The sequence below is a fragment of the Aliivibrio sp. A6 genome (genome assembly GCF_028765505.1).
Taxonomy (GTDB): Bacteria; Pseudomonadota; Gammaproteobacteria; order Enterobacterales; family Vibrionaceae; genus Aliivibrio; species Aliivibrio finisterrensis_A.
The window spans coordinates 1-21,488 of the sequence record NZ_JARACR010000038.1 but is presented as its reverse complement, the minus strand read 5'-3'; the positions used below and the strand labels follow the sequence as shown (position 1 = coordinate 21,488).

The 21,488-nt window shown below is 40.3% G+C and carries 19 protein-coding genes; 13 read left to right on the top strand and 6 right to left on the bottom strand.

Annotated elements, in window-relative coordinates:
* Positions 1-37: 37 nt before the first annotated feature.
* The 5 genes from PVK70_RS16725 to PVK70_RS16705 form a co-directional block, all read right to left on the bottom strand.
* The gene (locus PVK70_RS16725; RefSeq protein WP_130049209.1) at positions 38-943 is read right to left on the bottom strand and encodes a glucosaminidase domain-containing protein; all 906 of its coding nucleotides are present in this window, start codon (positions 941-943) and stop codon (positions 38-40) included.
* Between the two features lie 92 nt (positions 944-1,035).
* A complete protein-coding gene (locus tag PVK70_RS16720) occupies positions 1,036-1,533 on the bottom strand; it encodes a peptidylprolyl isomerase (protein WP_130049208.1) in 498 nt (165 codons plus the stop codon).
* 50 nt (positions 1,534-1,583) lie between these two features.
* On the bottom strand, positions 1,584-2,435 hold the full coding sequence (bla, locus tag PVK70_RS16715; protein ID WP_130049207.1) for a class A beta-lactamase: 852 nt from the start codon (positions 2,433-2,435) through the stop codon (positions 1,584-1,586).
* A gap of 44 nt (positions 2,436-2,479) precedes the next feature.
* On the bottom strand, positions 2,480-3,397 hold the full coding sequence (locus PVK70_RS16710) for a 1-aminocyclopropane-1-carboxylate deaminase/D-cysteine desulfhydrase (RefSeq protein WP_130049206.1): 918 nt from the start codon (positions 3,395-3,397) through the stop codon (positions 2,480-2,482).
* Positions 3,398-3,478: 81 nt separating this feature from the next.
* Positions 3,479-3,823 carry a YajD family HNH nuclease gene (locus PVK70_RS16705; protein ID WP_130049205.1) on the bottom strand — a complete coding sequence of 115 codons (345 nt, stop codon included), beginning with the start codon at positions 3,821-3,823 and terminating at the stop codon, positions 3,479-3,481.
* Positions 3,824-3,894: 71 nt separating this feature from the next.
* On the opposite strand from PVK70_RS16705, the gene PVK70_RS16700 reads away from it, so the two are divergent.
* From PVK70_RS16700 to PVK70_RS16650, 11 genes are all read left to right on the top strand, one after another.
* Complete coding sequence (locus PVK70_RS16700; protein WP_130049204.1) at positions 3,895-4,362, top strand: methyltransferase family protein; 468 nt, start codon at positions 3,895-3,897, stop codon at positions 4,360-4,362.
* Positions 4,363-4,500: 138 nt separating this feature from the next.
* A complete protein-coding gene (locus tag PVK70_RS16695) occupies positions 4,501-5,277 on the top strand; it encodes an outer membrane lipoprotein-sorting protein (RefSeq protein WP_130049203.1) in 777 nt (258 codons plus the stop codon).
* Positions 5,278-5,308: 31 nt separating this feature from the next.
* Positions 5,309-6,538: an ABC transporter permease gene (locus PVK70_RS16690; RefSeq protein ID WP_130049202.1), complete on the top strand. Its 1,230-nt coding sequence runs from the start codon at positions 5,309-5,311 to the stop codon at positions 6,536-6,538.
* Positions 6,528-7,745: an ABC transporter permease gene (locus PVK70_RS16685; protein WP_130049201.1), complete on the top strand. Its 1,218-nt coding sequence runs from the start codon at positions 6,528-6,530 to the stop codon at positions 7,743-7,745. Before PVK70_RS16690 ends, PVK70_RS16685 begins: the two co-directional genes overlap by 11 nt.
* Before the next feature lie 10 nt (positions 7,746-7,755).
* Complete coding sequence (locus tag PVK70_RS16680; RefSeq protein WP_130049200.1) at positions 7,756-8,439, top strand: ABC transporter ATP-binding protein; 684 nt, start codon at positions 7,756-7,758, stop codon at positions 8,437-8,439.
* A 130-nt stretch (positions 8,440-8,569) separates the two neighbouring features.
* Positions 8,570-9,472, top strand: coding sequence for a DnaJ C-terminal domain-containing protein (locus PVK70_RS16675; protein ID WP_130049199.1), 903 nt, complete (start codon positions 8,570-8,572; stop codon positions 9,470-9,472).
* Positions 9,473-9,536: 64 nt separating this feature from the next.
* On the top strand, positions 9,537-10,715 hold the full coding sequence (locus tag PVK70_RS16670; protein WP_130049198.1) for a hypothetical protein: 1,179 nt from the start codon (positions 9,537-9,539) through the stop codon (positions 10,713-10,715).
* Positions 10,716-10,844: 129 nt separating this feature from the next.
* Entirely contained in the window at positions 10,845-11,747 is a 903-nt protein-coding gene (murQ, locus tag PVK70_RS16665; RefSeq protein ID WP_130049197.1) for an N-acetylmuramic acid 6-phosphate etherase, read from the top strand.
* 388 nt (positions 11,748-12,135) lie between these two features.
* On the top strand, positions 12,136-14,754 hold the full coding sequence (locus PVK70_RS16660; protein ID WP_130049196.1) for a glycosyl hydrolase family 18 protein: 2,619 nt from the start codon (positions 12,136-12,138) through the stop codon (positions 14,752-14,754).
* 152 nt (positions 14,755-14,906) lie between these two features.
* The gene (locus PVK70_RS16655; protein WP_130049195.1) at positions 14,907-15,446 is read left to right on the top strand and encodes a YaeQ family protein; all 540 of its coding nucleotides are present in this window, start codon (positions 14,907-14,909) and stop codon (positions 15,444-15,446) included.
* A gap of 95 nt (positions 15,447-15,541) precedes the next feature.
* Positions 15,542-16,270 (top strand): sulfite exporter TauE/SafE family protein, encoded by a 729-nt coding sequence (locus tag PVK70_RS16650; protein ID WP_165367240.1) that lies wholly within the window; start codon positions 15,542-15,544, stop codon positions 16,268-16,270.
* A gap of 73 nt (positions 16,271-16,343) precedes the next feature.
* On the opposite strand, the gene PVK70_RS16645 is transcribed toward PVK70_RS16650, so the two are convergent.
* Positions 16,344-18,296, bottom strand: coding sequence for a BCCT family transporter (locus PVK70_RS16645; RefSeq protein WP_130049194.1), 1,953 nt, complete (start codon positions 18,294-18,296; stop codon positions 16,344-16,346).
* Between the two features lie 446 nt (positions 18,297-18,742).
* On the opposite strand from PVK70_RS16645, the gene PVK70_RS16640 reads away from it, so the two are divergent.
* Both PVK70_RS16640 and PVK70_RS16635 read left to right on the top strand, forming a co-directional pair.
* On the top strand, positions 18,743-20,779 hold the full coding sequence (locus PVK70_RS16640) for a prolyl oligopeptidase family serine peptidase (protein WP_130049193.1): 2,037 nt from the start codon (positions 18,743-18,745) through the stop codon (positions 20,777-20,779).
* Between the two features lie 325 nt (positions 20,780-21,104).
* Positions 21,105-21,488: BCCT family transporter (locus PVK70_RS16635; RefSeq protein ID WP_274441685.1), on the top strand; the 384-nt coding region annotated here is incomplete at its 3' end.

Here is a 21,488-nt window from a genome sequence, read left to right as displayed (position 1 = left end):
AAAAGGTTGCGATGATAAGTCGCAACCTTTTTTGTTTCTAATGAGTAAATCGAATACGTACCGGAGCCGTGTTATCAAACTCAACATTATCAAAGCTATCAAGTTGATGGTGCTTGATTAGAGATTGTAAATTCTCAACATAGGCATCGCCACGCGTAGAGTAGTGAGATAAAGACTCAACTAACTTATAACCTGATAATTTACCTTCACTACTTAGTTTTTTACGTAAAATCCAAAGATCTTTATAGGCAGAGGTCGTATTTAAGTTGTACATGTAACGTGCAGTTCCTGCGAACAAATTATCAAATGCAGCTACTTTTACATGCCCACCAGGGGTACTTAAATACTTACCGCCTTTAGAAGATAAGTGCTCTCCATATAATCCATTCCCTTTAACTGCAAAGTAACTGGTTCCCCAACCACTTTCATCAATCCCTTGGGCTAGAACCATACCAACAGGAATAATATCAAGACGTAAAAGTAGGTCATCAATGTTGTTTGATTTAATATCATAAGACGTCATTAAATCATTTAACCATACTGTTTCTTCTTTCGACCATTCACTTTTAGGTTGCTTTGATAGCGCGATAACGTCATGTCTAACCGTATTTATGCGTTTATTCACCTCAATAATGGTAGGCAGTAATAAACGAATAAACCCTGAAATCTTCTCTTGGACAGGCAGTGAATTCAGATCGCTTGGTAGGTTTTCAACAAAGAACGAAGGGATTTGATCTGTTTTACTTACATTAGCCAATTGATACTGATGCTGCTTAAATTCATTGATAAGAGATTGAGCTGATTCAAGCGTAGTGACTTTTACCTCAGGGTAGGGGGCGATGATCTTCTCTGGTGAAATAGGAAGATCAGCAGCAAATGTACTAGAGGATGTAATGAAAAGCAAAGAAGCAGAGATATGTTTTAACTTTTTAGATAAAGACATAAATAGAGTTCCATTGTTAATATTAATAGGATCGAAAACGGTGCTAAACCAGCACCGTTGTTAGTGTTTATGTTGAGATAACAAAGAGCTCGTTACTCTTCAACGATCGTCACTTTCTCGATCACAATACTCTCTTTTGGAACATCGTCAAGCTCACCAATAGATTTGGTTTTGATCTTTGCTATTTTCTTAACCACATCCATGCCAATCGTCACTTCACCAAATACCGCATAACCCCAGCCTGCGTTAGTGGTTGCAGTGTGGTCAAGAAAAGTATTGTTCGCGATATTAATAAAGAACTCACTGGTTGCAGAATGAGGCGCATCAGTACGCGCCATAGCGATAGTGCCGTTTAAGTTTTTCAAACCACGGTTCGCTTCATTCACAATCGGTGCGCGCATTTCTTTTTCTTGCATGTCCGCAGTAAAACCACCGCCTTGGATCATAAAACCTTTGATAACACGGTGAAAAATAGTGCCTTCGTAAAAACCATCTTGGCAATATTTTAAGAAGTTTTTTGAGCTTACCGGTGCTTTTTCTTTGTTTAGCTCAATGTGTATATCGCCGAAATTGGTAGTAAAAATAATCATACAGTTCACGTCTATTTAAAAAGTAATTGGGAAAGATTATACGTAGTTTCTTAGTTTATGTTGAATTCTTTGAATATTGCATTGCCCACTTCCACAATCACTTGATTACGTGCAGCCATGTCTAAATTCGTTTGAGTCAGATAAATAGACATAATAATAGGCGCACGCTTTTCATTCCATAGAACAGCGGTGATACCACGAGATCCAAAACCACCAGCACCAGAGCGATCCGCAATTGACCAGTTTCTTGGAAGAATCGAACGTAATAATGGATCTGAGACCTTATTATTGACCATCCAACCTTTTAAGGTATTTTTGTCTGCTGTGGTAAGTGTTTGACCAAATAACAGCTCATTAAGTGTATTTGTCATCGCATTTGGAGTCGTTGTATCCCTGACATCTCCCTTTTGTGCTTCATTTAATTCAGGTTCAATACGGTCTAATCGAGTAATGTCATCACCAATTAAGCGTAAGAAAAGCGTGAGAGAAGTTGGAGTTCCAGTCTGTGCTAATACTATATTGGCTGCAGTATTGTCACTCATCAGCATCGTAGCTTCGCATGCGCTCTCTGTACTAATTGTTTCACCGATAAACTTTTCAGTGATTGGAGACCATGGAATGATAGATTCTTGAGTCACTCTTGTTAGTGCTTCTTTATCTAAAAGGTCATTACTTGAGTTGTACAGCATTTGAGCACAAAGCAGAGTTTTAAATGTACTCATCATTGGAAAGCGTTGGTCGCCTTTATAGCTCCAGGTAGTATCTGTTGCGGTATCTAGAACTGAAATACCGATAGTACTAGAGCTTGATAGTTCAATGGCTTCAACCGTTTCTAATGTAGAAGAAGCAAATACAGAATGAGAGAGCAAAGTTAAGCAAAAAAGCAGTGCGATATGTTTCATTTTTTATCCTAAAAATGGAAGTTTGTTGTATATACAGTGATAGATTAATCAAATTTTCGTTGGTAGCGAGGCAGCATACTTTCATTGCCTAACAAACCACCTTGGTGGATGTAAAGTAGAGTCTGATTGGTGTTGTTGGGTAACCAATTACTCAAGCAACGCCACATTAGCGGGTCGTATAGTAATTCAAACTCAACACCAGTTTGTAAGAGAAGTGTTTTCCATACATCATAATCGTGACGATATAACTTTCCAAAATGGTGTTTTTTCGTTGGTGTTAAAATCTCAGGATGATCGGTTTCCCCAAGTTCTAAAAATTGTGCGGTAAGATAAGCATCTCCGCCAACACAGGCACAGGTAATCACGTTTATATCGTGGGCTTTTAAATGTTTATGAAGAAACAGAGCCGTTGTTCCTGTACCCGATGGTAAGGCAACCGTTAGAGAATTGAGTGCTTGCTCTTTTTTCCATGCTATAAGCTCTGTCGCCAGCTGCTTTACCCCACTTTCAGCTAAACCACAGCGACCCCCTTCAGGCACAAATAACTCATGAGCGTTGGGCTGTCGAGCTTGGTGGATGTAGTCGAAACTTGAATAAAGAGTACCGTCACTTTTTATCGCATCGTCACGCTCATTCAATGCAATTATATTTGCCCCTAATGCTAAGGCCGCGCGGTAGTTCCCTTTTGGATTTTCTTGTAGAAAAGAGGGAATATGATCAACGTAAAAGTCTAATTGCCAGCCTTTTAATTGAGCCAGTGCCGCTAATGAGTAAAGTGAGTTTGCCTGTGGTGAGCCATAGCCAATAATCGTGGTAATCGCAGGGAAATCACCATCTAATAACCCCATAAACTTGCGAGCTTTATTGCCAGAAAATTGAGGATGAAGTTTATCATCGCGCTTTAAATAGAAATCAACACCATTAAATTGATGCTGAGTTACTGGGCTGTTTTGGATTTTCATGATGAGATATAAATATAGACTGTAGGGAAGGAGAGATGACCTTTCAGTGAGTTGAAAGGCCATATAAATCTGTAATGAGAATTACTTTTTCATCATTGATTTTAAAGCTGCAAACGGGTTGTGTGTTGCACCTTGATGATCATCTTCACCCGCTTTAATTTCAGAACCGTACTGGTCATGCTCTGTATATTTTGAATGCTCATGATCGTGACAGAAAAGGCACAAAAGTTCCCAGTTACTGCCATCATTTGGGTTATTAGTATGATCGTGATCTTTATGGTGAACCGTCAACTCACGTAAATTTGAATAAACAAATTCACGCGCACAGTTACCACAAACCCAAGGGTACAGTTTTAATGCTTTTTCACGGTAGCCACTTTCTTGGCGGGCATAAGCGGCACTAGAGCCATAAAAATCAGATGACATATAAATCTCGACTGCTAAAGTTAATACAATAATTATATGGAAAGAATATACCACGTTTTTAAGGAGAATAAATGCTATCAAAATTAGAGTTGAGAATTCCACCGCCGTTAGTCATGCTACTGTTTATGGTAACTGTATTTGGCTTTGATAAAATAATGCCATTTACTCTATTTTATCTACCATGGTTAACTTACGCTTTGGTTATTAGCTTAGTCACGCTTGGTGGTGTCATTGCATTGTGGGGTGTAAAAGAGTTTAGAGACGCTAAAACCACAGTAAACCCATTAAAACCAGAAAGCAGTTCATCGCTTGTGAGTTCAGGAATTTATCAATATACACGTAACCCTATGTACCTTGGTTTCTTGCTTATTTTACTCAGTTCAGTGGTTTATACCCAACACCCACTAGGGCTGGTGAGTGCGCTCGGCTTTGTTACATATATGAACCGTTTTCAAATTGAACCAGAAGAAAAAATCTTGGTTAAACTTTTTGGTGATGAGTTTGTTGATTACATGAATCAAGTTAAACGCTGGTTTTAATTTGCCATAAATACAATGGATCGAACTTGACATTTCTATGACAAAGATTTGGATAATTTCGTCTTAGAGGTCACGAAAATATTAGCCTAAACATTCTATTATGTGTTTATAAATTAAGCATCATGGCTGGGGTGTGATATGAAACATAAAATAAAATTATTAATTAAAATAGTACTGTTTTTTGCGTTTTTCGGCGTAGTAGGTCACGTATTTGCTGCTGATGAGTTAAGTGCAAATACGATTGTTAAAAAGTCGGATGCTCAAATGCGTGGTAATTCAAGTTACACAGAATTAACCATGAACATTATACGTCCTGATTGGACTCGCAGCATGAGCATGAAGAGCTGGACTAAGGAACAAAATCTCTCTTTAGTATTGATTACAGGGCCAGCAAAAGATCGCGGCAGTGCTTCTCTTAAGCGTGATAAAGAGATGTGGAGTTGGATACCAAATATTGAGCGAGTGATAAAAATAGCCCCTTCAATGTTGGGCCAGTCATGGATGGGCTCTGATTTTACCAATGATGATTTGATCAACCAATCTTCAATAGTGGTGGATTACGACCACAAAATGGTTAAACAAGAAGTGATCGACGGCGATAAAACATGGGTGATTGATGCAATAGCAAAACCTGATGCACCTGTGGTGTGGAGTAAAGTACGTTTATGGATATCACAAGAGACGTTCTTACAACGCAAAGTCGAGTCGTATGATGAATTCGATGAGCTAGTTAATACCATGACAACCTATGATATTAAAGAAATGGGCAATCGCATGGTAGCAACAAGAATGGAAATGGTGCCTGCCGATAAACCCGGTAATAAAACCGAAATGATTACCCATAAAGCGCAATTTAATTTTCTGATCAATGATGAGTTTTTCTCACAAGGCCAAATGAAATCATTACGTAATTAAGCCATTAATTCCTTATTTCTAGGCGGTAAACATGCTCATTAAGTTAGCTTGGCGAAACCTATGGCGACAAAAAAGAAGAACCTTGCTAACGGCCTCTGCGTTGGCGTTGGCCTTGTTGCTTTCATTATTAATGCGAAGCATTCAAGAGGGCAGTTATACCGCAAACATCGAGAATGCGGCTCGTTTATCTACGGGCCTTATTCAACTGCAAAACCCAGAGTTTAAAGAAAGCCATAGCATTGATGATTTATTGCCAATGAGCGATGACTTTATCAAACCAACCAAGCAACAGCCTAATATTGAATTTGCACTTCCACGTATCGAAACCTTTTCTCTTGCTGCCGCGAATGATAAATCAAAAGGCGTGATGGTGGTGGGTGTCGATCCAACACCAGAAACCGCTTATTCTGGTTTGGCAAATAAAGTCGTTAAAGGAAGCTACTTCTCATCAGACGATAAAGCCATTCTTATATCAGAAGGGCTTGCCCAATTTTTTAATCTCACCCTTGGTGACGAGGTTGTGCTTTATGGGCAAGGCTATCGAGGTCAAACCGCTGCTGGATTGTATCTGATTAAAGGGATTGTGCATTTTCCAATGCCTGAGTTGAATAACCAACTTATCTATTTACCCATCAAAGAAGCATCTCATTTATTTAGCACAGAAGATCAAGTCACCGCTTGGGTACTGCATACTCGTGATTTTTCACAACTGTCACAAACAGTGGATGATCTACAAATAGGGTATGGTTCAAGTGTGGCCGTTCGGCCTTGGAATGATCTTAGCCCCGAAATGGAACAGCAGATCCAAATTGATCGGGTGAGTGGCATTATCATGATGTACATCTTATACGGCATTGTTGGCTTTGGCCTGTTTGCCACTTTACTAATGATGACCTTAGAAAGACAGCGTGAATTTGGTGTGATGCTAGCGACAGGAATGGTTCGAGTAAAGCTATTAAAGTTATTAGTTCTTGAATCCCTGTTTATCGGATTGTTAGGTATTGCTATTGGGCTAATTATCGCGGCTCCAATCTTAGGCTATTTGTATATTAACCCTATTACCTTAACCGGAGATACAGCACAAGCTATGCTTGAAATTGGCTATGAACCTATTATTCCAGTATTAATTAGTTCAGGCTTATTTATTGATCAGATAGTGATTGTAATAGGGCTACTATTGCTCTGTCTTATTTATCCACTGTGGCGTATTTACCATCTCTCGATTGTCTCTGCACTTAAAGGAAGTTCGCATGCTGGTTAAATTGGCGTGGCGCAACGTATGGCGCAATAAATTACGAACCTCCATTATGTTGGGAGCCATGATTTTTGGTGTCGCTGGTGTTATGTTGATGATGGGGTTTATGAATGGGATCATTGATAATTTGGTAAAAAATACCATTCAGTGGCAAACCAGTCATATTCAAATCCATCAGAAAAATTACGCATTAAATCCAGACATTAATCTGGTGGTTGATGATGAAGCTGAGATAACCAAACAGCTAGAACAAGCACCACAAGTCAAAGCATGGACAAGCAGAACCTTAGTTAATGGCATGATAGCGTCAGCACGCAGTACGCGTGGTATTCAAATAAACGGCATTGATTTAGAGTCAGAGCCTAAGATAACCCCAATTGCAGATCATATTCTTGAAGGGGAATGGCTTGATAATAAAGGTCGAAATCCCATTTTAGTGTCACAGAAAACGGCGGATCGATTAAAGCTCAGAGCTGGCTCAAAAGTCGTGCTCACGTTTACCGATACTACTGGTGATGTTACTGGCGCGGCGTTTCGAGTTAGGGGGATCTTTAAAACCTCATCCAGTACGTTTGATGATGCCAACGCGTATGTCCGAAAAGCTGATATTCAACAACTTGGCCAAGTGCATTTTGATCATGAAATCGCAATTTTGCTGCACGATGAGGCTCAAGTTAGTGATTTTCGAGAGCAGTTAATGAGTTCTATATCAAATAAAAATAAGGTTCAAGATTGGCTTCAATTACAGCCAATACTGTCGACAATGATGAGTTCGATGAATGCCGGTAATCAAGTGATCTTAGTTATTTTTGTTATCGCAATGGGCTTTGGCATCATCAATATTCTTCTGATGTCAGTCTTTGAGCGAACCAGAGAGTTTGGCGTATTAATGGCGGTTGGAATGAAGAAAGGCAATATTCGCCGTTTAATTATTTTAGAATCCGGCTTTATTGGAATAATTGGCGCGGGTTCTGGTGTTATTTTCTCTTTATTTTTATTGTTTCTTCTTAGCAAAACCGGAATTCCACTTGAAGCGATGGCAGAAGGGTTAAATGCATTTGGTATTGATTCGGTTTTATACCCAAGTGTCGCTTTTAGTGATTATGTCACCGTTTTTGTGACGGTGTGGTGTGTCAGTGTATTAGCAGGGCTTTATCCTGCCCATCAAATTATTAAAAAGAAACCCGTCGAAGCCATGGCAGAGAAACAATAAGGTAAAAAGTATGACGATAAAAATTGAGCAGTTATGCAAAACCTATAACCCAGAGTTGGATTTTCCTGTCCATGCGGTTGATCACCTTGATTTGGTTATTGAGCAAGGGGAGTTTGTTGCGGTGATTGGACCATCAGGATCAGGAAAAACAACCTTATTAAATATGTTGGGTGGGATCGACAGCGCTAGCTCAGGAAAAGTGAGTATTGATGGTAATGAGCTGACAGTTATGGACGAAAAGAAGTTGATAGAGTTTCGCCGTGACAATATAGGATTCATCTTTCAAGACTACAGTTTATTACCTGTATTAACCGCATTAGAGAATGTGGAGTTCGTTATGCAGTTACAGGGTCACGCTGAAGCAGAGTGCAAACAAAGAGCTCAAGACTTACTGAAAAAAGTAGGCTTAGAAGATCAGCAGCATAAAAGGCCAGCCCAACTCTCTGGCGGGCAGCAGCAACGAGTTGCGGTTGCACGAGCGCTCGCTCCAAGGCCACGCTTTATTATGGCAGACGAACCAACGGCAAATCTAGATGCTAAAAGCACCGCAGAGCTGCTTGACATTATGGAGAGCTTAAATAAAGAAGAGGGAACTACATTTATTTTTTCTACCCATGATTCAAGGGTATTTGATAGAGCGAAGCGAGTCATCGTGTTTGAAGATGGACAATTGAAAGAAGATAAACCGCAATAACTGCCGCATTTTGTGAGATAGATCTTGACCTTAATCTGATAGGACATAAACTCCTTTGATTAGATTTATTTAAGAAAGGTATGAGCAGCTCTGTTTTATGCCTGTTTCTATTCATTGACGAGGTTAAGTCATGTCTAAACGTGATTATTATGAAGTCCTTGGTGTCTCCAAAAGTAGTACAGAAAAAGAGATCAAAAAAGCGTACAAACGTCTTGCGATGAAATACCACCCAGATAAAAATCCAGGTGATGCGCAAGCCGCAGATAAGTTTAAAGAAATTAAAGAAGCGTATGAAATTCTAACTGATGCTGATAAACGCGGTCAGTATGATGACTATGGTCATTCAGCATTCCAAAATGGTGGCATGGGTGGCGGCGGTTTTGGCGGTGGTCATAGCCAAGGTTTTAGTGGCTTCGAAGATATTTTCGGTGGCGCATTTGGTGGTCGTTCACGTGGTGGTTTTGGCGGCGGCGGTGGTTTTGAAGATATGTTCTCTCAACAGCGTCAACCACGCCCACAAAAAGGTCAAGATCGTCAGTTTAGCTTAACGGTTGAATTTGCTGAAGCGATTAACGGCTGTGAGCAAGTTATCGAATTACCAGTCAATGGCGTGAACAAAAAAATCAACGTTAAAGTACCTGCAGGTATTGAAGACGGTGAGAAAATTCGCTTTGTTGGTAAAGGCGAAGCGGGCGCATACGGCGGCCCAGCGGGTGACTTATTAATTCAGATTAATACGCGTCCGCACACGCATTTAAAACGTGAAGGTAATGATTTAATTTGCCCAGTAACTACCGATTTTGCGACAGCTGCATTAGGTGGTGAAGTTGAGATCCAAACCCTAGAAAGCCGTTTTAAATTAAAAGTACCAGCAGGGACTCAAAACGGTCGTAAATTCCGCATGAAAGAAAAAGGCGTGAAGAGCCGTAAAGGTGCGACGGGTGATCTAATGGTGGTTATTACTGTGGCGACACCGACGAATCTGACTGAAGAGCAGAAAGAATTGTTGATAAAGTTCAAGGAACTGTCGTAACCTGATTATTATCAAACAGACATAATACTTATCTAGAATAGGTATCACTAAGGGGCATGAACTGATGAAGAGAATACTCACAAAGTTCGTGCCTTTTTTATTATTACTTCCCTTATTAAGCCACGCTCAAATTCCCGGTTTAGCCCCAGAGAAAAATTGGGATTTAAACGGCTATGTAAAGTACATGGCAACCAGTACCATCCCAAACTCGGGCGACGCTATCTTTGATAATATCGTCCATCAACGTTTTAATTTTGAATACCGATTTAATGATCAATTACGAGTGAATTTGAGTATGCGTAACCGTCTATTGTTTGGTGATAGCGCAGAGTATTCGAATTATAGTGATTTTATCTCTTATGATCCTGGCTATGTTGATTTATCTAAAAATTGGATAGATAAAAAAGGGATGATAGGAAACACGCAATTTGATCGAGCTTATCTCAATTGGAATAAAGATGATTGGCAATTTAGAGCAGGGCGCTTTCGCATTAATTGGGGAATGACCACCGTATGGAACCCAAACGATATCTTCAACTCATATTCCATCTATGATTTTGATTATGAAGAGCGCCCGGGAACCGATGCGATAATGGTAAGTAAAAAACTCGGTTTCGCGAGTTCCATTGACTTGGTCTTTAATCCCAGTGCAGACAGTGAATTAGATAGCTATGCAGCGCGGTATCTGTTTAATATACAGGGGTGGGACATGCAGGTATTACTCGGTAAATCCCAGCTAGATTATGTGGTAGGTGCAGGCTTTGCAGGGGATGTTTATGGCGCAGGGCTGCGTGGTGAGTTAAGTTGGTTTGAGCCCACTCAACGTCGTTATGATAACCAAGATCTTGTTGCATCCAGTGTTTCAAGCCTTGAAATGGATTATCGCTTTAATGGAACTCAAAATTGGGTAATTCAAGGCTCGCTCATGTATATCTCAGAGCCTCAAGATGCCGACAATGCGATGGCTTATCTTAACCTCCCACTCAGTGCTAGAACCCTGAGCTTTACCCATTGGACATGGTATTCAAGCTTAGGTGTGGATTTATCGCCATTATCAAGACTCACCTTTATGAACAGTTATTACTATGATGGATCTTTCTTTGTAGGTGTTAATCAGACCTACTCACTAGCCGATGATTGGCAATTAATTGGTGTAGTGCAATATTTTGATGGAGCGAGCGATAGCGTGTTTGGAGAAAATCCAAGTACCTTGCTATACGCTCAAATCAAATGGAGTTTTTAGCGGTTGTGATGCCATCTATTTTGGATGCGTAGAATAACCTTGGTTGTAATTTTTTATTAAATGTAATTTTTATTCTTTATGATGACAACCATTGAAATTGAGAATTTATCTTTTGAAGAGAACCTAATTATGAAAATTGATCTAACCACATTAGTGACAGAGAGCCGTAACCAAGCCAGTGAAAATATCGATGTGTTATCAACGGTTGAAATGCTGACAGTGATCAATAAAGAAGATCAAAAAGTAGCTTTAGCTGTTGAAGCCATTCTCCCACAAATTGCAGAAGTGGTTGATGCCATTGCAATCGCATTTCAATCAGGCGGACGCTTAATCTATACCGGCGCAGGCACTTCAGGCCGTTTAGGTATTTTAGATGCGAGTGAGTGTCCTCCGACTTATGGTTCAAACCCTGACTTAGTGGTTGGCTTAATTGCAGGCGGCCATAAAGCGATTTTAAAAGCTGTCGAAAATGCAGAAGACAACCGAGAGCTTGGTGCTTCTGATCTGCAAGATTTAGGGTTAAATGAGAAAGATGTAGTAGTGGGTATTGCAGCAAGCGGTCGTACACCTTATGTTCTAGGTGCAATGGAATACGCAAAATCGGTTGGTGCGACAGTCGCTACATTAAGCTGTAATCCAAACAGTCCAATGACTGAACTGGCAGACATCAACATGACTCCAGTGGTTGGCCCTGAAGTAGTAACGGGTTCTTCTCGTATGAAAGCCGGAACAGCACAAAAGCTAGTGCTTAATATGCTGACAACAGGCGCGATGATCCGCACAGGTAAAGTATTCGGTAACTTGATGGTTGATGTAGAAGCAACCAACGCCAAATTAGTACAAAGACAAAAGAATATAGTTATTGAAGCGACAGGCTGTTTAGAAAGCGAAGCTTCAGAAGCGCTATCTCAATGTAATAACCACTGTAAAACCGCGATTCTTATGGTGCTATCAGGACTCGATGCAAAAAGTGCAACAGAGAAACTGACCAAGCATAACGGCTTCATTCGTGATGCCCTTTCAAATTCATAAAGAGTATATTTCAGTTCTAATTAGTACCTCTATGTATTATTACCATCATAACGAGGCATTTCGCCCCCCTGGCTTACCAGATCATTTACTGCTGTGTTGTGATACTCCTCCCAAAATTTCAATAATGGCAATTTATTGGATTGTAGATGGAAATTTACTTGTGATGTTTTTTTCGACACCACTTGTGAGCAAATAATTTAATTTAAAAAAGGAATAATATATTTATTTAAAATAACTATGTTATTTATCGATATTTCGTCAAATAATTAACGTCGAAAATATGACGATCTGCATTTCTAATCGTAAGGATAAAAAAAACTCATTGGTATCAAATTTAAGACTTTGTATTATGCAGGCAATTGAATTGAATAGACCTAGAGATAACCTAATGAAAAAAGTAACATTATTAGCTGGCCTTATTGGCGGGCTATTAGCAACACAAGCACAAGCTTCTGCACCTGGAAAGCCATCATTTGATTGGGCTGATCACAAATACGCATTGGTTGATGTAGATCCAAGTGCTATTGCATATAATGAATTAGTAAAAGCACGTCGTGATTCTGTCGATATCGACATTTCGTGGAGTGTGTGGTCTGGCGATGTGGCTGAAACAGCGCGTATCTTCATGAATAATGATCTTGTATGGGAAGGTGCTGGTTCAAAAAATACAGCGTCATTCCCAATTAGCAAAGGCGGCATTTACAATATGACGCTTGAGTTATGTAATGCTGATGGCTGTACCGTTTCAGATTCAAAAGAAATCGTAGTTGCTGATACAGATGGTAGCCACCTAGCACCACTAGAAACTGGTTATTTAGAAAATAATAAACCTTATGAAAATACGACCGGTAAAATTGTAGGTTCTTATTTTGTTGAATGGGGTGTTTACGATCGTAAATACAACGTAGATCAACTGCCAGCAAATAACTTAACTCACATTCTTTATGGCTTTGTTCCAATGTGTGGTGGTGATGGTATCAATGACAGTTTAAAAACAATCAGTGGTAGCTTTGGTGCTCTACAAAATGCATGTAAAGGTCGTAAAGACTTCGAAGTCGCAATTCATGACCCATGGGCAGCGATTCAAAAACCTCAAAAAGGCGTAGAAGCATATTCTCAAGCTTATAAAGGTAACTTTGGCCAATTAATGGCATTAAAACGTGCGCAACCAGATCTTAAAATCTTACCATCTATCGGTGGCTGGACGCTATCTGACCCATTCTTCTTAATGGGCGATACTGCAAAACGTGCGACATTTGTAGCTTCGGTTAAAGAGTACTTATTAACTTGGAAATTCTTTGATGGTGTTGATATCGACTTTGAATTCCCTGGTGGCGGCGGTGCAAACCCTAACTTAGGTGACAAAGAAAAAGACAGTGATATCTATATTGCTATCTTAAAAGATCTACGTGTAATGTTAGATGAATTAGAAGCTGAAACTGGTCGTACTTATGATTTAACGTCTGCAATCAGTGTAGGTGATGATAAAATTGAAGCGGTAGATTATAAAGAAGCACAGCAATATTTAGATAACATCTTCTTGATGAGCTACGATTTTTACGGTGCTTTTGATAATAACAATCTTAACCACCAAACAGCATTACATGAGTCAAGCATGAAAGACGAAACACGTTACTACACGTCTCGTGGTGTTGATCTAATGCTAGCGCAAGGTGTTGAACCAAGTAAAATGGTTGTTGGTGTTGCTGCTTATGGTCGTGGTTGGGCTGGCGTAACAGGTACGCAACCTGGTAATCCATTTGCAGGTACTGCAACGGGCCCAATTAAAGGTACGTGGGAAGACGGTGTTCTTGATTACCGTGACATCGCAAATAACCACATGGGCGCAGGCTGGGAATATGGTTATGACGAGAAAGCAGAAGCTCCTTACCTATTTAAAGCAGCAACAGGTGATTTAATCACTTATGATGATGCTCGCTCTGTAAAAGCAAAAGGTAACTATGTTAACCAACTAGGTCTTGCTGGTATTTTCTCTTGGGAAATTGATGCCGATAATGGTGACATATTAAACGCAATGCACGAAGGTTTAGGTCATGGTGACGACACGGGTGGCCCGGTTGAACCTGAAAATAAAGCACCAATTGCTAATGCTGGTCGTGACCAAGCGGTAACGGGTGAAAAATCAGTAGTTCTTGATGGTACATCATCTTACGATCCTGAGCGTGATGAGCTAACTTATTCTTGGACTCAAACAGCAGGCAACAAGGTTGCATTAACTAATGCAACATCAGCAAAAGCTGAAGTTATTGTTCCTGAAGTAGAAGAAAAAACAAGCTACACATTTGAACTAATCGTTACTGATGAGAAGGGTTTATCTGCAAAAGACACCGTGATCATTACTAACGATGCACCGAAAGAAAACCAAGCACCAACGGTAACATTACCAACAACACTAAACGTGAAAGCAGGTGCTCAGTTCACACTGAACGCACAAGCGATTGACCCAGAAAATGATGCGTTAATTTATTCATGGGTAAATACAAATGCATTTACGGTAGTAAGCGGCATGGGTACAGCATCTCTAACTCTTAAAGCTCCTGAGTTAGAAACTGAAACGGTAGCAGACATCACGGTAACAGTAACTGACGGTAACCTAGATGCATCAGCAACCACTCGTGTAACCGTGGAAGCTAAAAAAGAAGATGGTAACGAAGGTGACAATGGTCAGTGTTCAGCTACAGATCCAAACGCAGGTAATTACCCAGCATGGAACGCAGCGAACGTATACACGACTGAAACAGTAAGCCATAACGGTCTTGTTTATAAAGCAAAATGGTGGGTGCAAGCCGTTGAGCCAGCTCCTGGTGTTGAAGCATGGGAACTAATCTCTGAAGCAAACCTAGGTTGGAACCCAACTGTAGCTTACTCTGGTGCCGCACAAGTTGACCATAAAGGCAGCCGCTGGGAAGCTAAATGGTGGACTCAAGGCAATGAACCTGGTGTTGACGCAGTATGGATTAATATTGGCGAAGCTATCTGTAAGTAAGCTAAACTAATCAGGGGACTATAATCGCCTCGTCTAAAATACGTTGACGATTTTTAATGGAAAGCTAAGTGCGTATGTACTTGGCTTTTTTTGTCTAGTATCCCTATAGGAATCGCGTACAATGCCCCAATTCTCAATACTTAGGAAAGCCAGTGGCTATCAAACCAACCATCTATAAATTCCGTGTTGCATTAACGGACATGAACCGTGATCACTACGATTCAGTAAACTTAACCATCGCTCAACACCCATCTGAGAACGTTGAACGTATGATGGCTCGCGTGTTGGCTTTTTGCTTAAATGCAGAAGAAAATTTAACGTTTACTAAAGGGTTATCAGCGGTTGATGAGCCGGATATCTGGGTTCGTGAATACGATGATACAATTTCACTTTGGATTGATGCTGGTGAGCCAGATCCTGATCGCATGAAAAAAGCATCACGCCAATCAAAAGTGACTAAAGTGTACAGCTTTAACTCAAAATCTGATGTGTGGTGGAAGCAAAACCAAAGCAAGTTTAAGCAATACCCTGTAGAAGTGGTTCGTTTTGATTGGGAGCAGATCCAAGAGTTCTCCACTTTCTTAGAAAGAACGATGGAGTTCTCAGTAATGATCACCGGTGATTCAGCATTTATCTCTACGGTAAAAGGTGAGAGCGAAGTAACGTGGGAAACTCTGCAATCGGTTGAGTAATAATGAAAAGTAAATAGTGTAATACTGCTATTTCCTTTCTAAAATCTAGTTCATAATGCCTTCTATTATTCCCCCATAAATAGAAGGCATTTTTTATGGAATTTCCCCTAATCGATCTCGGTTTATTCTTTGCAATGTTCCTGATTTTTATAGGCTCATTTGTGCAAAGCGCCATTGGTTTTGGTTTGGCTATTGTTACTGCACCATTGTTATTTTTAATCTCGCCAAATTATGTGCCGGGCCCAATCGTAATTGTCGGTTTATTCTTATCCATTATTAATGCCTATAAATACAAAGCAAATGTCTCTTTTCGTGGATTAGGTTACGCATTTTTAGGCCGAATTCCGGGCTCTTTGCTTGGTGGTTTACTACTTTACTATGTAGATGCAAAACTGCTGTCTCTTTGGATTGGTGTAGTTGTATTACTTGCCGTTGCGATTAGCTTGCTTCCATTTCGTATTGAACCAAATAATTCAAGAATGACGATTGCAGGTTTCTTTTCAGGCTTGTTTGGCACCAGTTCAGGTATTGGTGGACCGCCAATGGCGCTGTTATTACAGCATCAAGAAGCAAATCTTATTCGAGCTAACTTATCCGCTTTCTTTGTGGTGAGTAGTGTTATCTCATTAGCGGTTCAAGTGCCTGCTGGGTACATGAGCTTGAATCATTTATATCTTACATTGCCATTACTCCCGGCTTCGGTTATTGGTTATTTAGTCGCTATGAAAGTGGTTGATAGAATTGATAAAGGAACAATAAGAAAGGTGTCTTTGGTGATGTGTTCAGTATCAGGTATAGCGGCGATTGTGTTGGGAGTGAGGTAGTAGCGGGTAAGTCGATGGAAAAGAAAAGGGTTAATGCCTGCGTATTTCAGCAGACATTAACCATAAAGGTAGATTAGCTTGGCGTATTTAATCTTGTTTTAATCGCCAATTTAACATCTTCATTCGCTTGCAAAGTTTCGTCTTCAACCTTTTGACGCATTAGTGCATCAAAAGAAACACGCGCTTCTTGAGCAAGGTCAGACGCTGCTAATTTCGCTTCTTTCGCTTTGGTTGAATCATCCGTTAGCTGACGAAGTTGTTCAATGATTTCATCAGGCGCATCGCCTAAATCAACGCTTGATTCACCACGAGCTAATGCTTCTTTACGTAGTTGCTTTTTCAGCATCCAGATAGCGTCGTTTGCTTCACGCTCAAGATCGGCTGCTTCAATTGCGTTATCACGTAGTTGCTCAAAGCGAGCCAATGCTTGGCCTTCTTTGCTCCACGGATCAACGTCTGGTAAGTCAGAAATGTTGATAACAGGATCTACGTAATTATCTTGGTGTGCCAAGTCTAGCATTGCTGCTTTAACACCAGAGATCATTAGCATAACTGCGATAACTAATAGCGGTAAACCACCCACAATTGCCGCTGTTTGTAGTGTTGCCAAGCCGCCCATAAACATTAACGCCGATGGCATGAATGATAGAGTGAAAGCCCAGAACAGACGGTTCCAACGCATTGGATCTTCAGTTACGTTGGTTTGTACTACTGACGCTAAAATATAAGAGATAGAGTCAAACGTTGTTGCGGTAAAAATTACACATAACAGCGTAAATACAGCAATAACAAAAGTACTAAATGGCAGTTGCTCTAATACAGAGAAGATAGCTCGAGTTGCCCCTTCAGAATTTAGAATGCCAACAACGTCTAATTCACCAGATAACTGCAGTGATAAACCGTAGTTACCTAGAATAATGAAGTACATTGAACAGCCTAAAGAGCCAAAGAACACCGCACCAGAAACCATTTGTTTAATCGTTCTTCCGCGTGAAATACGCGCAACGAACAGACCCATGCTTGGTGCAAATACTAACCACCATGCCCAGTAGAAAATAGTCCAATCTTGTGGGAAGTGCGTATCTTCAAACGTACCCATGCCACCAAAAGGTTCTGCCCATGTTGCCATCACAAAGAAGTTAGACAGCATACGACCGATTGAATCTAGACCGGTTTCCAGCATAAAGATGGTAGGGCCACAAACTAATACAAACAGCAGTAAACCTAACGCACCCCAGAAGTTAATGTTACTTAAAATCTTAATGCCTTTGTCCATACCCATGTACGATGAGTAAGCAAAGATAGCGGTACACACCATCAGTACCAAAATCTGGCTGCCTGTTGTTGCAGGAATACCAAATAGGTAGCTAATACCTTCGTTGATCAGTGGTGCCGCTAAACCTAATGTGGTTGCCGCGCCGCCTAATAAACCAAAGATAAACAGTACATCAATAACTTTACCCAGTTTACCAAAGCTGTTTGCTTCACCAATAACAGGCATTAAAGCAGCAGATACTTTTAGTACAGGTTGTTTACGTACATAGAAGAAGTAAGCGATTGGAATTGCAGGGATCATATAGATACACCAAGCAATTGGCCCCCAATGGAAAAGACCATAAGTCGCCGCCCAACGCACCGCTTCTTCACTGCCTGCTTCTAATTGAAACGGAGGATTTTGGTAGTAGTAAGCCCATTCAATGGTACCCCAGTACAAAATACTCGCACCGATACCACCACAAAATAGCATAGCCGCCCAAGACGACAGAGCAAATTCAGGTTTTTCATCAGGATCACCCAGTTTGATTTGGCCGATATCAGAGAAAACGATGTAGATCATGAAGAAAAATGCCGCTAAACCTAGACCTAGATAAGCAAAGCCCAGTTTGTCGGTCATAAATGTTTTAGCTACGGCTATCCACTCAGCCCCTTCAGCTGGGAATACCAGTAAAGGAATTACAACCGCACAAAGCAGTAATATTGCGCCGAAAAAAGTGGGTTTATCGATAAGCTCGAAGTGTTTTTTCATTTTTATTGTCCGTAATAAAAACAGATTTAATTATTAAGTACGCGCACCAACAACTCCCCGTGCTGAGGGGATCAGACGGGTTTAACTTAAATTAGTAGAGTATAAATAGTGTAAGCGGACGGTTTATTGTGAGTAATGTAATGCTCGAAAGTTATCCAGATCACGATTAATGTGGATTCGAGATAAAATAGAGCTAATTCTCTAATCTGTCGACAAACTTTTTTCTTTATGTTACAAAAAGTGTGATCTAGGTTGCATAAAAATTTAATCACAAAAATAAGCTGATTAATAAACATTCTAAACCCTTAAATTTATCACTATAGACAGAACCGTAACGCTTACAGTACCAATAACTAGACTTAAACCATCAAACAGTTGTATTCCTATTTTTAATGAGCGTATTCTACAAACAGATAACACAAACTAATTATAAATAGGGATGCATTATGATTTATCCTTTCACAAAACAAGACTCAACGGTTGACCACTATTTTTCTCATGCCATTGCTGATCCATACCGTTGGTTAGAAGATGATAGAAGCGAAGAAACAGAAGCGTGGGTGAATAAACAAAATGACGTCACCTTCGATTACCTTTCTCATATTGATTTTCGTGATGATATTCGCGCTTTAATCGCAAAAGGTCAGGATTACCAAAAAACCTCACAGCCATTCAAGCGTGGTGATTATACTTACTTCTATCAAAATGACGGTTTACAAAATCAGAGTGTTTTGTATCGCTCTAAAGAAGGCGGAGAGATAGAAGTCTTTCTTGACCCAAACACGTTTAGTGAAGAGGGAACCACCTCTTTAGGTTCTGTCAGCTTCTCTAAAGACGCATCACTTGTAGCGTATTCGATATCAGAAGCGGGCAGTGATTGGCGTAAGATTTTTGTATTAAATACTGAAACTAAAGCGCAAATTGAAGCGCCAATTGTGGATGCTAAATTTACCGACATTTCATGGTTAGGTTCAAAAGGCTTTTATTACTCAAGTTACGATAAGCCTGAGGGTAGCGAATTATCAGCAAGAACCGAGCAACATAAACTCTACTTTCATGAAATAGGCAAACCACAAATCGACGATGCTGTGGTGTTTGGTGCCACAGAAGAAGAGAAGCATCGTTATGTGAGTGGCTATACTACAGAAGACGATGCATATTTGGTGATATCAGCCGCGACATCAACCTCTGGTAATAAACTTTATCTTGAGCGTTTAAGTTGCGAGAACCCAACTCGAATCACCGTTTTAGATCATACTGATTCAGATACTTACGTAATTGAAAATGATGACTCGCGTTTATTAATGTACACCAACCTAAATGCACCAAACGGTAAGATTGTTTCTTATAATGCAGTCACATGTGATTGGGTAGATGTTATTCCAGAGCAGCCTCAACCGTTAGATATTAGCGTTGGTGGGGGCACCTTATTTGCAACGTATATGGTTAATGTTCTTAGCCAAGTAAAGCAGTACGATTTTTCAGGTAATTTATTACGAGAAATTACGCTACCGGGCGAAGGCCAAGTGACAGGCTTTTCAGGCAAAAGAGAACAAACCGATCTGTTTTTCACTTTTACTAACTATGTTACGCCACCAACGATTTACCAATTTGATGTGAAGACAGGCGATACTGAATTATATTTAGCCTCAGCATCGCCTTTTGATTCTGAGAAGTTTGAATCAAAACAAGTGTTCTATACCTCAAAAGATGGCACTCAAGTTCCAATGCTTATCTCTTATCGAAAAGGCATTGAGCTTGATGGCACCAATCCAACCATTCTATATGGTTACGGGGGTTTTAACGTTAGCTTAACGCCAAGCTTTAGTGGGGTAATGGCCAGTTGGTTAGAGCTGGGCGGTGTTTATGCAATTCCCAATATTCGCGGTGGTGGCGAGTATGGTAAAGCGTGGCATAACGCAGGAACACAGCAACAGAAACAAAATGTATTTGATGATTTCATTGCAGCAGCTGAATATTTAATCGATGCTGGTTATACCGACTCATCACACTTGGCAATTCGTGGTGGCTCAAACGGCGGTCTATTGGTTGGCGCGTGTATGACTCAACGTCCTGAGTTATTTAAAGTCGCGCTGCCTGCGGTAGGTGTGTTGGATATGCTTCGTTACCATACGTTTACTTCTGGAGAAGGGTGGGCGTATGATTTTGGCACATCAGCACAAAATGAAGAGATGTTTAACTATCTACTAAACTACTCGCCAGTGCATAACGTAAAAGAGGGCGTTGAATACCCTGCAACATTGGTAACAACGGCTGATCATGATGATCGCGTTGTTCCTGCGCACTCTTATAAGTTTATTGCTGAGTTACAAGCCAAGCAGACAGGTGATAACCCTGTATTGATCCGCATCGATGTTAACGCAGGTCACGGTGCCGGAATGCCGATATCTAAATCAATGGATTTAATGGCGGATGTGTATGCGTTTACGCTAAGCAATATGAAGGTGAATCCGTTTGAGTGATTTTGGTTTGATACTCAAATAGCCACGTTCGTAATAGAAGCAGAATGAAGATTAAGATTCATTCTGCTTTTTTGTCAGTGAACCTAAACCACTTTTAGCGCCGATACCTACCCCTGTAAAAACGACAATTCACCAATAACTCCCCATTTTGTGTTACAATTCGCCGCTTGGGATTGAGAAAAAGAGCCATTAATCACCTACCGTGGTGATTTTTATCATGTTTATTTACATGGTACCGCTACTCAATCAAACAGCAATTGGATAAGGAGTTGTCCTTATATTCGTCTAGGCGTTCGCTTAACTGAATATCTGAACATTATCATTTATGGGTTTTAAATCAAAAAAGTACAGTATTGAATCGACAGATTATGAAGTCGGTCAAGATAACATTAGTAAATGGGGCATGGATGTCCATAACACCGTTTTTATGGCCTCAGTTGGCTTATCTCTTCTCTTCATTATCACTCTTCTCGCACTACCACCGACAGACGCTAAAGCCGCGATTGATTCCATTAAAGGCTCAGTGTTAGCAAATTTTGACTTCCTCTTTATGTGGGGAGCTAACCTATTATTAATTTTAGCCATTATTATCGCGTTTTCACCTTTGGGTAAAATTCGCTTAGGTGGTGAAGGTGCAAAACCAGATTATTCCAAAGCCTCTTGGATCTCGATGTTATTTGCAGCCGGTATGGGTATTGGGCTTATTTTC

Coding starts and splice junctions, on each gene's coding strand:
- PVK70_RS16720 (WP_130049208.1), bottom strand. CDS start 1,533: ATGATTATTTTTACTACCAATTTCGGCGATATACACATTGAGCTAAAC.
- PVK70_RS16695 (WP_130049203.1), top strand. CDS start 4,501: ATGAAACATAAAATAAAATTATTAATTAAAATAGTACTGTTTTTTGCG.
- PVK70_RS16725 (WP_130049209.1), bottom strand. CDS start 943: ATGTCTTTATCTAAAAAGTTAAAACATATCTCTGCTTCTTTGCTTTTC.
- PVK70_RS16710 (WP_130049206.1), bottom strand. CDS start 3,397: ATGAAAATCCAAAACAGCCCAGTAACTCAGCATCAATTTAATGGTGTT.
- PVK70_RS16700 (WP_130049204.1), top strand. CDS start 3,895: ATGCTATCAAAATTAGAGTTGAGAATTCCACCGCCGTTAGTCATGCTA.
- PVK70_RS16685 (WP_130049201.1), top strand. CDS start 6,528: ATGCTGGTTAAATTGGCGTGGCGCAACGTATGGCGCAATAAATTACGA.
- bla (WP_130049207.1), bottom strand. CDS start 2,435: ATGAAACATATCGCACTGCTTTTTTGCTTAACTTTGCTCTCTCATTCT.
- PVK70_RS16660 (WP_130049196.1), top strand. CDS start 12,136: ATGAAAAAAGTAACATTATTAGCTGGCCTTATTGGCGGGCTATTAGCA.
- PVK70_RS16650 (WP_165367240.1), top strand. CDS start 15,542: ATGGAATTTCCCCTAATCGATCTCGGTTTATTCTTTGCAATGTTCCTG.
- PVK70_RS16670 (WP_130049198.1), top strand. CDS start 9,537: ATGAAGAGAATACTCACAAAGTTCGTGCCTTTTTTATTATTACTTCCC.
- murQ (WP_130049197.1), top strand. CDS start 10,845: ATGAAAATTGATCTAACCACATTAGTGACAGAGAGCCGTAACCAAGCC.
- PVK70_RS16705 (WP_130049205.1), bottom strand. CDS start 3,823: ATGTCATCTGATTTTTATGGCTCTAGTGCCGCTTATGCCCGCCAAGAA.
- PVK70_RS16680 (WP_130049200.1), top strand. CDS start 7,756: ATGACGATAAAAATTGAGCAGTTATGCAAAACCTATAACCCAGAGTTG.
- PVK70_RS16675 (WP_130049199.1), top strand. CDS start 8,570: ATGTCTAAACGTGATTATTATGAAGTCCTTGGTGTCTCCAAAAGTAGT.
- PVK70_RS16690 (WP_130049202.1), top strand. CDS start 5,309: ATGCTCATTAAGTTAGCTTGGCGAAACCTATGGCGACAAAAAAGAAGA.
- PVK70_RS16640 (WP_130049193.1), top strand. CDS start 18,743: ATGATTTATCCTTTCACAAAACAAGACTCAACGGTTGACCACTATTTT.
- PVK70_RS16645 (WP_130049194.1), bottom strand. CDS start 18,296: ATGAAAAAACACTTCGAGCTTATCGATAAACCCACTTTTTTCGGCGCA.